15 protein-coding genes are annotated in these 15,647 nt (G+C 32.8%); 13 read left to right on the forward strand and 2 right to left on the reverse strand.

The window, feature by feature from the left end:
- Positions 1-83 precede the first annotated feature (83 nt).
- Together B4A23_RS13570 and B4A23_RS13575 are read right to left on the reverse strand one after the other, a co-directional pair.
- Positions 84-1,190, reverse strand: a complete 1,107-nt coding sequence (locus tag B4A23_RS13570; protein WP_244958006.1) for an inorganic phosphate transporter — start codon at positions 1,188-1,190, stop codon at positions 84-86.
- Between the two features lie 22 nt (positions 1,191-1,212).
- Positions 1,213-1,857 (reverse strand): DUF47 domain-containing protein, encoded by a 645-nt coding sequence (locus B4A23_RS13575; RefSeq protein ID WP_019974212.1) that lies wholly within the window; start codon positions 1,855-1,857, stop codon positions 1,213-1,215.
- 225 nt (positions 1,858-2,082) lie between these two features.
- Between B4A23_RS13575 and B4A23_RS13580 the strand changes: the two genes are divergently transcribed.
- The 13 genes from B4A23_RS13580 to rplV all read left to right on the forward strand — a co-directional run bounded on the left by B4A23_RS13580 (position 2,083) and on the right by rplV (position 15,643).
- Positions 2,083-4,311, forward strand: a complete 2,229-nt coding sequence (locus B4A23_RS13580) for a PAS domain-containing sensor histidine kinase (RefSeq protein ID WP_291120806.1) — start codon at positions 2,083-2,085, stop codon at positions 4,309-4,311.
- A gap of 239 nt (positions 4,312-4,550) precedes the next feature.
- Positions 4,551-4,934: a 30S ribosomal protein S12 gene (gene rpsL / locus B4A23_RS13585; protein WP_019974211.1), complete on the forward strand. Its 384-nt coding sequence runs from the start codon at positions 4,551-4,553 to the stop codon at positions 4,932-4,934.
- A gap of 12 nt (positions 4,935-4,946) precedes the next feature.
- A complete protein-coding gene (gene rpsG, locus B4A23_RS13590) occupies positions 4,947-5,423 on the forward strand; it encodes a 30S ribosomal protein S7 (RefSeq protein ID WP_019974210.1) in 477 nt (158 codons plus the stop codon).
- Positions 5,424-5,429: 6 nt separating this feature from the next.
- Complete coding sequence (fusA, locus tag B4A23_RS13595) at positions 5,430-7,553, forward strand: elongation factor G (protein ID WP_180905902.1); 2,124 nt, start codon at positions 5,430-5,432, stop codon at positions 7,551-7,553.
- Between the two features lie 10 nt (positions 7,554-7,563).
- Positions 7,564-7,869 carry a 30S ribosomal protein S10 gene (gene rpsJ / locus B4A23_RS13600; protein ID WP_019974208.1) on the forward strand — a complete coding sequence of 102 codons (306 nt, stop codon included), beginning with the start codon at positions 7,564-7,566 and terminating at the stop codon, positions 7,867-7,869.
- 714 nt (positions 7,870-8,583) lie between these two features.
- The gene (locus tag B4A23_RS13605; protein ID WP_291120808.1) at positions 8,584-10,146 is read left to right on the forward strand and encodes a hypothetical protein; all 1,563 of its coding nucleotides are present in this window, start codon (positions 8,584-8,586) and stop codon (positions 10,144-10,146) included.
- A gap of 8 nt (positions 10,147-10,154) precedes the next feature.
- On the forward strand, positions 10,155-12,356 hold the full coding sequence (locus tag B4A23_RS13610; protein WP_291120810.1) for a M60 family metallopeptidase: 2,202 nt from the start codon (positions 10,155-10,157) through the stop codon (positions 12,354-12,356).
- Positions 12,357-12,550: 194 nt separating this feature from the next.
- Positions 12,551-13,180, forward strand: coding sequence for a 50S ribosomal protein L3 (rplC, locus tag B4A23_RS13615; RefSeq protein WP_026357390.1), 630 nt, complete (start codon positions 12,551-12,553; stop codon positions 13,178-13,180).
- Complete coding sequence (gene rplD / locus B4A23_RS13620) at positions 13,171-13,800, forward strand: 50S ribosomal protein L4 (protein WP_038335460.1); 630 nt, start codon at positions 13,171-13,173, stop codon at positions 13,798-13,800. The genes rplC and rplD overlap by 10 nt, the downstream gene beginning before the upstream one ends.
- Before the next feature lie 10 nt (positions 13,801-13,810).
- A complete protein-coding gene (gene rplW / locus B4A23_RS13625; protein WP_038335466.1) occupies positions 13,811-14,095 on the forward strand; it encodes a 50S ribosomal protein L23 in 285 nt (94 codons plus the stop codon).
- Positions 14,096-14,110: 15 nt separating this feature from the next.
- The gene (gene rplB / locus B4A23_RS13630; protein WP_038335472.1) at positions 14,111-14,935 is read left to right on the forward strand and encodes a 50S ribosomal protein L2; all 825 of its coding nucleotides are present in this window, start codon (positions 14,111-14,113) and stop codon (positions 14,933-14,935) included.
- 3 nt (positions 14,936-14,938) lie between these two features.
- Positions 14,939-15,217 carry a 30S ribosomal protein S19 gene (gene rpsS, locus B4A23_RS13635; protein ID WP_019974202.1) on the forward strand — a complete coding sequence of 93 codons (279 nt, stop codon included), beginning with the start codon at positions 14,939-14,941 and terminating at the stop codon, positions 15,215-15,217.
- 9 nt (positions 15,218-15,226) lie between these two features.
- Entirely contained in the window at positions 15,227-15,643 is a 417-nt protein-coding gene (rplV, locus tag B4A23_RS13640) for a 50S ribosomal protein L22 (RefSeq protein ID WP_019974201.1), read from the forward strand.
- Positions 15,644-15,647: the final 4 nt, after the last annotated feature.

Here is a 15,647-nt window from a genome sequence, read left to right on the forward strand (position 1 = left end):
TTTATCAATTTCGAAAATTATTTCAAAAATAAAAAAGGAGCTTATAAAAGCTCCTAAATATTAATGATATTGATTGTTTTTTTTTAAACAAATAATGTTACGATGTAGTAGATTAAAGCAGCTAATAATGCTGAGACTGGAATGGTAAGAACCCACGCCCAAAGTAAACTAATTGTTACTCCCCAACGAACTGCAGAAACACGTTTCGTTAAACCTACACCAATAATAGAACCTGTAATTGTATGCGTTGTAGAAACTGGAATTCCAAAATGTTCAGAAATATAAAGCGTCATTGCTCCTGAAGTTTCAGCTACTACACCTTCTAATGGTGTTACTTTTGTAATTTTAGACCCCATTGTTTTGATGATTTTCCATCCACCACCCATTGTACCTAATGCGATAACAACAAACGATGTAATAGGAACCCACATCCAATGCGCTACGAAATATTGGAATTTATCTTCTGCTTGTACATAAGCTGGGTCAAAATCGACATTCATGTGATAGAAGATAACCGCTGCTCCAATAATACCCATTACTTTTTGCGCGTCATTCATACCGTGTCCTAAAGAGAAAAGGGCAGAAGAAACCAATTGCAATTTCTTGAACCACCATTCTGCTTTTGCAGGTTTGGCTCTTTTACAAATATGAAGCGTGATGATGGTTAATATCGAGGCGATAATCATCCCGATTAATGGTGCTAATACGATAAAGCAAACAATTGGAATTACTTTTTTGTAAACAATTACATCTTCTCCACCAGCAGAAAAACCGCCAGCGTGAGCCAATGCAGCTCCAATAAAACCACCAATTAATGTATGAGAAGAAGAAGAAGGAATACCAAACTTCCATGTTAATAAGTTCCAAGAAATGGCAGCGATAATTCCAGCTAAAATAACTTCTAGTGTAATAAAATGCTCGTTAACCGATTTTGCAATCGTATTACCAATCTTAAATTCTCCAATCCAATAGACCGAAATAAAGTAAGCTGCAAAGTTGAATGCTGCTGCCCAAAGTACAGCCTGAAAAGGTGTTAAAACCTTAGTAGCAACAATGGTAGCAATAGAATTTGCTGCGTCGTGAAAACCATTTATATAATCAAAAACAAAAGCTAAGACGATAATAGTAATCAATAACATTCCTGGCGTTGACGTAAGCATGCTCGAAAACGCTGAAAAAAATTCTGTCATAATCTTTTAGATTAAGTTATGGTTATGAGTGTTTTACCGCTACTGCTTCCAATACATTTGCAACACTTTTACACTTATCTGTTGCAGATTCTAATGAAGATAAAACTTCCTTGTATTTGATGATGTTTTTGGCATCAGTTTCGTTCTCAAAAATTTCTTGAACCGCTTTATCAAAAATACGATCCGATTTATTTTCTAATTTATTGATTCGTTCACATATTTCGTAAATACGATTTACGTTTCTCAAATCTTTCAATTGCTCAATTCCTTCACCGATTAATTGACAAGCCTCTAAGTTAACAGCTGTAATTTTGCGGATAGATTTTGTAATTTTATCTACTTGATAAATATTGATACGATTCGCTGCACCATTTAAATTATCTGCAACATAATCGATAGATTTTACTAATTGATAAATATCTTCTCTGTCAAAAGGCGTGATAAAGTTTTTACTTAACTCTAAATTTGTTTTTTGAGTAAGATATTCAATTTTACTTTCGATTTTAGAAATTTGTGCGATGTAATCTTCGCGTTCCTCAACTGGAGCGTTTACACATTCGTGTAACAATTCAGCTAATTTGATTAAACTTTTTGAAGCCTCCTCGAACAAAGGATAGAATACTTTATCCTTTGGAGTAAATAATTTAAAAAATGAGTTTACCGACATTTAATAATGTTTTGAAGTGCAAAATTAATTTTTCTAATGTAAAATTAACATTAAATAAATGTTTACACTAAATAAACTTGATAATCTTTTCAATTTTAATTGCTTAAAATTAATTAAAATTGAAAAATGATTTAGTAACTAGTTTTTTAACTTTTATTCATTATAAATTGATAAATTTATGATAGACAAAAAACGAATACTTTAAAATTAATGTAATACTATAAAATGAAACCTCTACAATCTGAAAATCATCATCAATTTGTATCAACGCATTTTCTTGATCAAAACCCTCTTGGGTTTGCTTACTTCTCTGGTAACGAATTGTTGTTGTCTTATGCTAATTCCAATTTTTATAAATTTTTAGGTTTACAAAATAGTATTATTGGAAACGTTGCAAAATCAATTTTTGAAAAGATTCAGCTTCTCGAAATTTATTCGATGATTACGAAAGTTTATCATTACAATAATAGTTCGAAAGAAATGAAAGTTGTTGGTTTAAAAAATGAAGATAATGGACAAATTAATTTTTTAGAGATTATTGTTTCATCTGTTATTAGTCCAAATAATAATTCTGTAGAAGGGGTTTCTGTTGCTATAAAAGAGATTGTTGATCAAGATTACAATGAAAACACTTTAGAAAATTCTATCACTAATTTTGATTACATAGTTTCAAATTCATTGGCTTCTACAATTGTTCTAACTGGAATTGATCCAATAATTGAAGTAGCTAATCAAAAAATGGTTGAATTTTTAGGGAAAGGAAATTCACTTTCTGGTAATAGACTTTTTACTGTTTTTCCTGAATTAGAAACAGAAAATTTCCTGAAATTATACAAGAAAGTATATGTTGATAAAGTAGAGCAGGAGGAAAAGGAGTTTAAAGTAGATTACTTTTATAATAATATTCTTTGTAGTAAGTTTTTGCATTTGTTACTACGACCAAAATTAAATAATAATCGAGAAGTAGTCGCCATCATCATCTCGTTAATTGATATTACTGATTTAATCGAAACACGTGAAAAGCTTAGAAAAAATGAGAATCTGTTAAAAGCTTTTTTAGAACATGTTCCAGTTTCAATAAATGTTTTAGAAGGAGAAAATTTTGAGTATAAATTATCTAATAGTCTAACAGATCAGATTTGGGGGCATCATGTCGAAATAGGTTCTACTGTAAAAGATACAGTTTCATATATAAAAGATCGACCTATTTATAAAGATTTGCAATCGGTTTTTAAGACAGGTGAGCAAATCGAAAGAAAAGAACATCAGTTTTTAGATAATAATGGAAATATAAAATATGTCAATTATATTTTGCAGCCAATCAAAGATGAAGAAAATAAGGTTGAATATATTTTGACTTTAGGTTATGATGTGTCGAATGAAATTGAATATAAAAACAAATTAGAAGCTAACGAGAAGCGATTTAAAATATTAGCAGATTTCATGCCTCAATTTGTTTGGACTTCAGACAAAGATGGTGTTGTGACTTATTTTAATAGAAATTGGTACGAAGTATTTGGATTGGATGATAATATTGATCTGGATAAGAATTTTTGGAGTTTATTACATCCAGAATCTCTTGATAAAGTGCGAAATAGTTGGATAGATGCAGTTCGTCAGGATTCTACTTATGAAGTAGAATATCAATTAGTGAATCCAATTACCAATATCAGCAAATGGTATTTAGCTCGTGGAAAAAGAGTTTGTAATGATAATGACGAAACCGAACTTTGGATTGGTACTTGTACAGATATTGATGATTTCAAACAATTACAGAAACAAAAAGACGATTTTATTGGAATAGCTAGTCATGAATTGAAAACGCCTTTGACAAGTTTAAAATTGTATGCACAATCTGTAGAAATAAATCTTCGAAAACAAGGAGATGAAAAAAATGCTGAAGTTGTTAAGAAAATGGAAACACAAATCAATAAACTGAATAAGTTGATTTCAGATTTGTTAGATGTTACCAAAATCCAAAGTGGACGAATGGTTTTACAAGATTCTATTTTTTTGATGGAAGATTTGGTTGCTGAAATTGTAGAAGAGCAGCAGATGTCTACAAAAACACATACAATTATTTTGACTAAAGAAAGTGCTGGATATATACGTGGTGATAGAGATAGAATAGGGCAAGTTTTGAGTAATCTTATTAACAATGCAGTGAAATATTCGCCAAATGCAAAAGAAGTAGAAGTAAATTTAGAGTTGATTGATGGTTCTGCAAAAGTTTCAATAAAAGATAACGGTTTTGGAATTCCTCAAAATAAAATTCACCAAGTTTTTGATCAATATTTCAGAGTAGGTAGCGAGTATGAACAAGGAATTAATGGTTTAGGTTTGGGATTGTTTATTTGTGCTGAAATCATAAATAAAAGTAATGGTCAAATCTATGTCAAATCAGAATTACATAAAGGTTCTACTTTCTGTTTTGAGTTGCCAATTCTTAAATAATTTTTTTAATTATTCGCGATTATTATCATTTTTCAAATAAAAGATTTTACCATTATTGATTTTCTTGGTGAAATCTTTCTTTCATATTAAAATACTGTAAAAAAATACTTAGCGAATTATAAAATTTTATAAATCAATGCAAAATAAATGTCTAAATATTTTTTTTTGATAGAATATTTTGTAGTTTTGCATGCTCAAAAAATGGGTTTAATCCAAATTTAAAAGGAAATTTAATTAGTATGCCAACAATTCAACAATTAGTTAGAAAAGGTAGAAAAAAACTAACCAAGAAGAGTAAATCGGCTGCATTGGAATCATGTCCACAACGCCGCGGTGTTTGTACACGTGTTTACACTACAACTCCTAAGAAACCTAACTCAGCAATGCGTAAAGTTGCTCGTGTTAGATTAACAAACGGGAAAGAAGTTAACGCGTACATCGGTGGTGAAGGTCATAATCTTCAAGAGCACTCGATAGTATTGGTTAGAGGTGGTAGAGTTAAAGATTTACCAGGTGTGCGTTACCACATTGTACGTGGAGCGTTAGATACTGCGGGAGTAAACGGACGTACTCAACGTAGAAGTAAGTATGGAGCGAAACGTCCTAAAGATGCTAAAAAATAAATTTAAGGTAAGATGAGAAAGACAAGAGCTAAAAAAAGACCTTTACTTCCAGATCCTAAATTTAATGATCAGTTAGTAACTCGTTTCGTAAACAACTTAATGTACGACGGAAAAAAATCTGTAGCATTCAAAATTTTCTATGATGCGTTAGAAATCGTAGATTCTCGTAAAGAAGATGCAGAAAAAACTTCATTAGACATTTGGAAAGAAGCATTATCTAATGTAATGCCTCACGTAGAAGTACGTTCTCGCCGTGTTGGTGGAGCTACATTCCAAATTCCAATGGAAATTCGTCCAGACCGTAAAATTTCAACAGCAATGAAATGGTTAATCAAATATTCTCGTAACAGAAACGAGAAATCGATGGCTCAAAAATTAGCTGGAGAAATTATTGCAGCTGCTAAAGAAGAAGGATCTGCCGTTAAAAAACGTCAAGATACTCACAAAATGGCAGAAGCTAACAAAGCATTCTCTCACTTTAGATTCTAATACACGATGGCAAGAGATTTAAAATACACAAGAAACATTGGTATTGCTGCTCACATCGATGCAGGAAAAACTACAACGACAGAGCGTATCTTATTCTATTCAGGTAAGAATCACAAAATTGGAGAAACTCACGAAGGATCAGCTACAACTGACTGGATGGAGCAAGAGGCTGAAAGAGGTATTACAATTACTTCTGCAGCTGTAACAGTAGATTGGACATTCCCAACAGAACAAGGTAAACCATTACCAGACGCTAAAGGATACCACTTTAATATTATCGACACTCCTGGTCACGTTGACTTTACAGTAGAGGTAAACCGTTCTTTACGTGTTTTAGATGGTTTAGTTTTCTTATTCTCAGCAGTAGATGGAGTTGAACCTCAGTCTGAAACAAACTGGCGTTTAGCAGATAACTATAAAGTTCCTCGTTTAGGTTTCGTTAACAAAATGGACCGTCAAGGAGCTGACTTCTTAAATGTATGTCGTCAAGTACGTGAAATGTTAGGATCAAACGCTGTTCCTATCGTATTACCAATCGGTGACGAAGCAGACTTTAAAGGAGTTGTAGATTTAATTAAAAACCGTGCAATTGTATGGCATGATGAGAATCATGGTTCTACATTTGATGTTGTTGAAATCCCAGCTGATATGGTTGACGATGTAAGACAATTCCGTGGTCAATTAATTGAAGAAGTAGCTGCGTACGACGAGAACTTATTAGAGAAGTACATGGAGGACGAAAACTCTATTACTGAAGAAGAAGTTCACGCTGCATTACGTGCTGCAACATTAGATATGTCTATCATCCCAATGACTTGTGGATCTTCGTTCAAAAACAAAGGTGTACAATTCATGTTAGATGCTGTATGTCGTTACTTACCATCACCAAGTGATAAAGAAGCGATTCCAGGTACTGACCCAAAAACTGACGAGCCTATCACAAGAAAGCCTTCAGTTGATGAGCCATTCGCAGCATTAGCATTCAAAATTGCTACTGACCCATTCGTAGGTCGTTTAGCATTCTTCCGTGCTTATTCAGGTGGATTAGACGCTGGATCTTACGTGTTAAATACTCGTTCTGGTAACAAAGAACGTATTTCTCGTATCTTCCAAATGCACGCTAACAAACAAGAGCCTATCGAGAGAATCGAAGCAGGTGATATTGGAGCTGCAGTAGGTTTCAAAGATATCAAAACAGGAGATACTTTATGTGACGAAAAAGCACCTATCGTATTAGAGTCTATGGACTTCCCAGATCCAGTAATTGGTATCGCAGTTGAGCCTAAAACGAAAGCTGACGTTGATAAATTAGGTATGGCTTTAGCTAAATTAGCTGAAGAAGATCCAACATTCCAAGTAAAAACTGATGAGGCTTCTGGTCAAACAGTTATTTCTGGTATGGGTGAGTTACACTTAGATATCATCGTTGACCGTTTAAAACGTGAATTTAAAGTAGAGGTTAACCAAGGAGAGCCTCAAGTAGAGTACAAAGAATCATTCTCTCGTCCAGCTAATCACCGTGAGGTTTACAAAAAACAATCAGGTGGTCGTGGTAAATTTGCTGATATCGTTTTCGAAATGGGACCAGCAGATGAAGGAAAAGTAGGTTTAGAATTCGTTTCTGAAATTAAAGGTGGTAACGTTCCAAAAGAATTTATCCCTTCTATTGAGAAAGGTTTCAAAGCTGCAATGAAGAATGGACCTTTAGCAGGATTCGAAATGGATTCGTTAAAAGTTACTTTAAAAGATGGATCTTTCCACCCTGTGGATTCTGACCAATTATCTTTCGAGTTAGCTGCTCAAATGGGTTATAAAGCCGCTGCAAAAGCTGCTGGTGCTCAAATCTTAGAGCCTATCATGAAGTTAGAGGTTTTAACTCCAGAAGAAAACATGGGTGACATTGTAGGTGACTTAAACCGTCGTCGTGGTCAAGTATCAGGAATGGATGATAGAAATAACGCTAAAGTTATTAAAGCTATGGTTCCATTAGCAGAAATGTTCGGATATGTAACTTCATTACGTACATTATCTTCTGGTCGTGCTACATCTACAATGGAATTCGATCACTACGCTCCAGCACCAACAAACGTGTCTGAAGCTGTAATCGCTAAAGCAAAAGGTAACGCTTAATTCAAGAAAAATGAGTCAAAAAATTAGAATAAAATTAAAATCTTACGATTATTCTTTAGTTGATAAATCAGCTGAAAAAATCGTAAAAACTGTAAAAGCTACAGGAGCTGTTGTTAATGGACCAATTCCATTACCAACTCACAAAAGAATCTTTACAGTTTTAAGATCTCCACACGTTAACAAAAAATCTCGTGAGCAATTTCAATTATCAGCTCACAAAAGATTATTAGACATTTATTCTTCTTCATCTAAAACAGTTGATGCTTTAATGAAGTTAGAATTACCTAGTGGTGTTGAAGTAGAAATTAAAGTATAGTTAGCTGTATTTTAAATAAATATAAACCCTGAGACGTGCACATCTCAGGGTTTTTTTTATTAATAGATATTGAAATAAGATAAAAGTTAAATGAATTTTATCTTATTTCTTATCCATTATTAGTTGTGCTAAGAACTAAGTTAAATTTTATTTAGTAATAGTTTTATAGTTGATAATTTGACCTCTCAAGAACTTTTGAAAAAGAAGTTCGTGTTTATAGCCAATCTTCGATCATTTCAAGACAAGAAAAAGTACGTTCACAATTTATCTTTTGTGTATAGGTTTAAAGTTTTTTTTCTAGTATCATATCGCATGATTACTTAAATAGTATTTAAACCTTTATTTACTTTCTCTTTTTCTCATAATTTAGATAATAATAATTCAAAATTATCCAAATTTGACATTTGCTATAGTAATAAAATCCTAATTTCTTCTGTAGAATCATTAGATAACATTTGTTATTGACGACTCTTTTATAAAAAAAATTATTGCTTCCTAAATAATATTTTCTCTTTCCTGTGTCGAAGTCTAAGTTGTTTTTAATAAAAATCTTATTTAATTAATAAGCATTTATAAACAAGTTTTAATGAGTTGTATTTCATAAGAATTGAATAATTAACTCGTTGAATAAATTGATATTCAATAAATTATGTTGTAAAATATTTTGAAAAATCCTTTTTTCATTTTTTCTTTGCGTTAACTAATTTTAAAACTATGAAGAAAAATTTATTCAGTTTTGTCTTAGTCGTAATGTTATCTTCAATTTCTTACGGACAAATAGGCATAAACACAGATAAACCTACATCAACATTGGATGTTTCTACTAAAAAAAATGGCTCGATTCTAGAACCACAACCTTATGGAATTCAAGCTCCACGTCTAACAAAACAAGAGTTGTCAAATTTACCTGCGAATACATATGGTACCAATCAAGAAGGGGTAATTATATATATAAATAATGTGACAGGAAACAACTTTGTCGACTCAACTAAAAAAATCACAAAAGAAGGTTATTATTATTACAATGGTAAAGAATGGATAACAATGGAAGGAAATTCTTCTGCTTTCGGAGGTTGGAATATTGTGGGGGCAGAAGCTAACGGTACTACTAGTTCGCAAAATATTTATCAAATGGGAAGAGTAGGAATCAATACTGACAATCCAATTCATCAGTTAGATGTCAACGGAACAATGAAAATTAAGAATCTTACAAATGGAGATGCTTCAGTAGTTAATGATGATTTCGGCTTATATAATCAAAATGCTAACTCTTGGATGAGATTTGCTGTAAAAGGAAGTGATAACAATGAAAATGGTAAATCTGCAATAGCTTTCTATACAACAGCTACAGAGGCTAAACCAAATGGAGGTTCGGGAACAGCTGCTATGATGATAGCTGGAGGTCGTGTAGGTATAGGAACAAATAATCCTGATACTAATTATAAACTTAATGTTATAGGGAATTCACGCTTTAATGATAAAATAGTAACTGATAAAAATTTATCGATTGAGGGAGATAGAGGAATAGACAGTAAATATCTTTTAAGTTTACAAGTAGCTAAGTCTGGAACAACTTATGGAAGAATGGATACAGATAGAGGAATGAGATTTCATGAAAATGGAAATAACGTAGCGGAAATCACAGCAGGTTTGGTAGGTGCTTCAAATTTAAATATACCTAATGATGATTCGAACAGATACCTATCATTTAAAGTGAGGAATACAGATAATATTAATTCATCTACAATGATTATTAGAAGTTATGGTGATAAATCACAAGACAGTAGAGTTGGAGTGGGAACGGTTAATCCAGGAAACAAATTGGAAGTAACAAGTGGGACAGAGGGTAATTCTGGATTACGCTTAACAAATATTAAAAACGCAGAAAGTTTAGCAACGAATGAAAATGGTGATATTGTAGCGATATCTTCTAATAAAATGAATGTTACTTTAGCCGCAAATCAATCAACAAATTCAATTAACTTAAAATCAGGAGGAGAGTCAAGTGCGGTCGTTAGAATATTAGATAGTTGCGGTCAAAGGATTTCTTTCAAACTTTTTGTAACAGGAGAAGGGAGCAATTGGGGTTTTGATTATGATAGTGGTACAGTGGCGTCGAAAGGTACTGCAATTACAACCATTACTTCTCAAAAAATATCTAATAAAGAGATGAAAATAACAACAACAGGGTTGTTATGTAGCTCAGGAGGATATAATGGAACAGTTAACTTTACCGCTAAAGTAGAAGATGGTAAATTAGTAATAACAAATAGTTAATGTTAAATATGAAAATATATCTAAAGTTTATAACATTAATTAATTGTTTGTTCTTTATAAATTTTTCTTACGCAAAAATAACTGAAGTAAATAAAAATAAAGAATTGGCTAATGTCATCACAGATCCTGTAATTGTGGAAGTAAAACAATTATTGAGTGCATGGACTGATCGCGAAAGATTAGGAACTCAATTTCCTCAAGCTGATTTTACAATATCAGGAATATATTTACCCGCAGGAAATTCGTTGACTGTAAAAGTTGAAACTCTGATCAATCCAACTGATGGTGCGAAACCTATGATTGTATTAGGAACGCCAGGAAGAGATGGCGAAGAATGGAATCTCCCTAAATTTACGTTAAACGAAGGTGTGAATACGATCAAGCCACAGCTAACAGGGAAGATGGTTTATATAAGATACGTTTCAGAAAACAAAACTCCGAGTGGTAAAGTAAGAATTAGTTTCGAAAATACAACAGAATATATCAAACATCCTTTATATATACAAGGAACAACTACGGTAAATGATTTTATTAATCAGATGAAAGAAGCACCAGCAGAAGTTGATGCTATAATGACAGATAATAAATATTCTATACTTGTTTTTCCTTCGGTATCTATTTTGAAATTTCTTTTACCTGGAGATAAACAATACAGTCCTAATAATATTGATTTTTTATTAAAATTATACGAACGAATAATGAAAATATCTTGGGATGGAATGGGGCTTAGCGATAGTGACCCTAATCCATTGCATCATCTTCCAAGTACTGACAATAGGCTTTTTGTAACAGAGAGTAAAGTATTTCTAGGAGATGGTGTTGTAATGAATGCAGTAAATTACCGTATAATGGTAGCTAATTCAGATTCTCAGATAATAAAAATGCTGAGTCCTACAGAATTGTATGGGAACCCTTGGGGTGTTGCTCACGAATATGGACACTTAATGCAACAAAACAATGTGAAACCAAATAGTATGGGGGAGGTTAGTGTAAATTATTATGTAGTTAATGTAAAAGAAGTTTTTGATAAAGAATTAGGTTTACCACCATTTATTAGAAAGAATAAATCTTATTGGGATAATATGATAGATAAGCTTTCTCATCCAAAAGAAGAACCTAATTATTGGAAAAGTAGTGGTGATGATATGTTTTCTTTTTTTGATCAACTGAGAGTTATTTTTGGAAATGATATTTTTAGAGTACTTTCTAGAATTGTTAGAGAACAAGGAAATCAAAATTTAGATTTAAGCGATGACGATGAAAAAAAATATAATTTATTGAGTAAACTAATAGAAATAACTGGATACGATTTAAGATATACTTTTGAAAAATGGGGAATGTTAAAAAGCTTAAATCCATATTATAAAGAAAGTATTAATAGATTAATTGAAGAAAGAAATATTCAGCCATCTTCATATGACGAAGTTTTTTATCTTGTTACTCCATATAGCACTCCTAATCCATTACCTGTACTACCTCTACCTTTACAAGGTATAAAAACATATACAAACACTGATTTGCAACCAACAAATGAGTTAGATTCAAAAAACAAATATTGTAATTACGAAAGTAAAACAGGGGATTTTAAAGATACAAGAGATGGAAAAATCTATCCGTACAAAACATATGGAAACAAAGATTGGTTTATGACAAATTTGAACTACGCAGATTCAGAATCAATAGCTGTTCCTACAGATCTTACAGGGCAAGTTTATGGCAAATATTATTTTATTGCTTCTAGTAAAAATGTATGTCCTTCTGGATGGAATTTGTCTTCTTCTTCTGATTGGCAAGATTTAATTTTTTTTGTAAAACAAAATTATGAACTGAACGATTCTCAAACAATAGCTTCATTAAAATGTGGAGGAGACAGAGATAAAGTTACAGACGGTTTGTGGGGAAAAGGACCAGGAAGCTATTCAGAGCAAGAGTTAATAAACAAAGTAGGTTTTAATATGTTGCCAGCAGGATTGTACGACTCTAACATAGCTGGTTACGAAACAAAAAAAGATGAACTTGGGTCTGGAGCCCGATTTAAGACAGAATATTGGTTTGTCCAGAATTTTGATAAATATACTGATGTTACAAGTAGAAATAATCGAAATAGTAGACATTCTAGCTCTGTAAGATGTGTAAGAACATCTGTAAATGCAAACAATGTTCAGTCAAAAGCAAATTTTGAAATTGAAATAATAAATGAGAATAATTAGAATATGAAATTTATTATTTCAAAAAAATTAATTAAAATGAAGTTGAAATAACTTGATATAAAAATAATTAGAACTAATTTTGTTGTTTATAAATTAATTCATACATTTGCATGCTAATTTTAGAGAAGATCTCTAGTGGTCGAAAGCCCACATTCTCTGAAATATTAAACAAATTATTAACATATTTTAATCAAATGTCAGGTATCATTGGTAAAAAAATCGCGATGACTAGCTTATTTGATGAGAACGGGAAAAATATTCCTGTGACAATCGTAGAGGCTGGGCCATGTGTGGTTACTCAAGTCAGAACCGTAGAGAAAGATGGGTACGTTGCTGCTCAACTTGGTTTCGATGACGCAAAAGAAAAAAACACGACTAATGCTTTAAAAGGTCACTTTAAAAAAGCAGGAACTACTCCAAAGAGAAAGTTAGTTGAGTTTTACGGAGAAGAATTCGTAAACTCTTTAACTCTAGGAGGAGAAGTTAACGTTGAGTTATTCAACGAAGGAGAATTTGTAAGTGTTACAGGTACTTCAAAAGGAAAAGGTTTCCAAGGTGTTGTTAAACGTCATGGTTTCGGTGGAGTAGGTCAAGCTACACACGGTCAACATAACCGTTTAAGAGCTCCAGGTTCTATCGGTGCTGGTTCAGATCCATCTCGTGTATTCAAAGGAATGCGTATGGCTGGAAGAATGGGTGGTAAACAAGTTACTGTTCAGAACTTAAAAGTACTTAAAGTGGATACTGAGAAAAATCTTTTAATTGTTAAAGGTGCTATCCCAGGTCCTAAAAATTCATACGTAATCGTTAGAAGATGGAAGTAGTAGTATTAAACATCAAAGGTCAAGAAACTGGAAGAACAGTATCTTTAGACGAGGCAGTTTTCGGAATTGAGCCTTCTACACACACAGTGTACTTAGAAGTTAAACAATATTTAGCAGCTCAACGCCAAGGAACGCACAAAGCAAAAGAAAGAGCTGAGATTGCGGGATCAACTCGTAAAATCAAAAAGCAAAAAGGAACAGGTACAGCTCGTGCTGGTTCTATCAAATCTCCAGTGTTTAGAGGAGGAGGTAGAGTTTTCGGACCACGTCCAAGAAACTACTCTTTCAAATTAAACAAAGCACAAAAGAGATTAGCTAAAAAATCAGTTTTATCACAAAAATTAGCTGAGAATGAAATCAAAGTTGTTGAAAACTTTTCTTTCGAAGCACCAAGAACTAAAGAGTTCAAAACTGTTTTAACTGATTTAGGATTAGAGAACACAAAATCATTATTCGTATTAGGTGAATCTAATAGCAATGTATATTTATCTTCTCGTAACTTACAAAAAGTTAAAGTTGTTACAACTGAGGAATTAAATGTATTTGATTTAATCAATGCTTCTCAAATCGTATTTTTAGAAGGTTCTTTAGCAACAGTTCAAGAAAATTTAACAAAATAAGACGAAGAAAATGGGAATCATAATTAAACCAGTAATTTCAGAAAAAGCAACTAATAACAGTGAGTTGTTAGGGCAATATTCGTTTTATGTAGACACAAAAGCTAACAAAATTCAAATTAAAGAAGCTGTAGAAAAAACTTACGGTGTATCTGTAGTTTCTGTTAGTACTTTAGTATCTGCTCCAAAAGTAAAAACTCGTTACACAAAAACAGGTTTTCAAACTGGAAAAACAAATAAGTTGAAAAAAGCGATCGTTAGCTTAGCTGAAGGTCAAGAAATAGAGTTGTTCGGATAATTTAAGAATTAAAAAATGTCAGTAAGAAAATTAAAACCTATCACCCCGGGACAACGTTTTAGAGTGGTTAATGAATTTGCGGCAGTAGATAAAAATGCTAAGCCAGAAAAGACATTAGTTGAAGGAAAATCTAAATCGGGTGGACGTAACAACACTGGTAAAATGACAATGCGTTATATCGGTGGTGGACACAAACAAAAATATCGTATCATCGACTTCAAACGTGATAAAGAAGGTGCTGCAACTGTAGAATCTGTACAATACGATCCAAACAGAACTGCATTCATCGCTTTATTATCTTACGAAGATGGTGAAAAACGTTACATTATTGCTCAAAATGGTTTGAAAGCTGGACAAGTAATTGTTTCAGGTGAAAACGTAGAACCAGAAGTAGGTAATGCTATGAAGCTTAAAAACATGCCATTAGGTACAGTAATCTCTTGTATTGAGTTACGTCCAGGGCAAGGAGCAGTTATGGCAAGAAGTGCAGGTACTTATGCTCAATTAGTTGCGCGTGATGGTAAATATGCTATCGTTAAGTTACCAAGTGGTGAATCAAGAATGATTTTAGTGGAGTGTAAAGCAACAGTAGGTGTTGTTTCTAACACAGACCATCAGTTAGAAGTTTCTGGTAAAGCTGGTCGTTCTAGATGGCAAGGTCGTCGTCCAAGAACTCGTCCAATGGTTATGAACCCTGTAGATCACCCAATGGGTGGTGGTGAAGGTCGTGCGACAGGAGGTATCCCTCGTTCTCGTAACGGTATTCCAGCGAAAGGTTACAAAACTCGTGACAAGAAGAAAGCGTCTAACAAATATATTGTTGAAAGAAGAAAAAAATAATTTATGGCACGTTCATTAAAAAAAGGACCATTCATCCACTATAAATTAGAAAAGAAAGTTCTTGCTAACGTAGAAAGCGGTAGCAAAAACGTGATCAAAACATGGTCAAGAGCATCAATGATTTCTCCTGATTTTGTTGGTCAAACAATCGCAGTACACAACGGAAAGCAATTTATTCCTGTTTATGTTACTGAGAACATGGTAGGTCATAAATTAGGTGAGTTCGCTCCTACACGTACTTTTAGAGGTCATGCCGGAGCTAAAAACAAAGGAAAAAAATAGTAAAGGGCCATGGGATCTAGAAAAAGATTAAGTAACGAAAGAATCAAAGAAGCTAACAAGCAGGTAGCTTTTGCGAAATTAAATAATGTTCCTACTTCTCCTCGTAAGATGAGATTAGTAGTAGATATTATCCGTGGAGTTGAAATTCAAAAAGCTTTAGGTATTTTAAAATATACTAAAAACCACGCTTCAATCCGTTTAGAGAAATTGTTATTAAGCGCTATCGCTAACTGGCAAATCAAAAACGAAGGAGCTGATGTTGAAGAAGCTGGATTATATGTAAAAGAAATCTCTGTTGATAGTGCACGTCAATTAAAAAGAATTCGTACTGCACCTCAAGGTAGAGCACATAGAATCAGAAAACGTTCAAACCATGTAACTTTGGTTTTAGGAACTAAAGAAGATAAACAAAAAGTACAAGATTAAGAAT

The organism is Empedobacter sp. UBA7248 (genome assembly GCF_002472945.1).
In the GTDB taxonomy this organism is placed as follows: Bacteria; Bacteroidota; Bacteroidia; order Flavobacteriales; family Weeksellaceae; genus Empedobacter; species Empedobacter falsenii_C.

Excerpts from the sequence above, each read along its gene's own strand:
- rplV (WP_019974201.1), top strand. The coding sequence starts at position 15,227 with ATGGGATCTAGAAAAAGATTAAGTAACGAAAGAATCAAAGAAGCTAAC.
- rplC (WP_026357390.1), top strand. The coding sequence starts at position 12,551 with ATGTCAGGTATCATTGGTAAAAAAATCGCGATGACTAGCTTATTTGAT.
- B4A23_RS13610 (WP_291120810.1), top strand. The coding sequence starts at position 10,155 with ATGAAAATATATCTAAAGTTTATAACATTAATTAATTGTTTGTTCTTT.
- B4A23_RS13605 (WP_291120808.1), top strand. The coding sequence starts at position 8,584 with ATGAAGAAAAATTTATTCAGTTTTGTCTTAGTCGTAATGTTATCTTCA.
- fusA (WP_180905902.1), top strand. The coding sequence starts at position 5,430 with ATGGCAAGAGATTTAAAATACACAAGAAACATTGGTATTGCTGCTCAC.
- B4A23_RS13570 (WP_244958006.1), bottom strand. The coding sequence starts at position 1,190 with ATGACAGAATTTTTTTCAGCGTTTTCGAGCATGCTTACGTCAACGCCA.
- rpsL (WP_019974211.1), top strand. The coding sequence starts at position 4,551 with ATGCCAACAATTCAACAATTAGTTAGAAAAGGTAGAAAAAAACTAACC.
- B4A23_RS13580 (WP_291120806.1), top strand. The coding sequence starts at position 2,083 with ATGAAACCTCTACAATCTGAAAATCATCATCAATTTGTATCAACGCAT.
- rplW (WP_038335466.1), top strand. The coding sequence starts at position 13,811 with ATGGGAATCATAATTAAACCAGTAATTTCAGAAAAAGCAACTAATAAC.
- rpsJ (WP_019974208.1), top strand. The coding sequence starts at position 7,564 with ATGAGTCAAAAAATTAGAATAAAATTAAAATCTTACGATTATTCTTTA.
- rpsG (WP_019974210.1), top strand. The coding sequence starts at position 4,947 with ATGAGAAAGACAAGAGCTAAAAAAAGACCTTTACTTCCAGATCCTAAA.
- rplB (WP_038335472.1), top strand. The coding sequence starts at position 14,111 with ATGTCAGTAAGAAAATTAAAACCTATCACCCCGGGACAACGTTTTAGA.
- B4A23_RS13575 (WP_019974212.1), bottom strand. The coding sequence starts at position 1,857 with ATGTCGGTAAACTCATTTTTTAAATTATTTACTCCAAAGGATAAAGTA.
- rpsS (WP_019974202.1), top strand. The coding sequence starts at position 14,939 with ATGGCACGTTCATTAAAAAAAGGACCATTCATCCACTATAAATTAGAA.
- rplD (WP_038335460.1), top strand. The coding sequence starts at position 13,171 with ATGGAAGTAGTAGTATTAAACATCAAAGGTCAAGAAACTGGAAGAACA.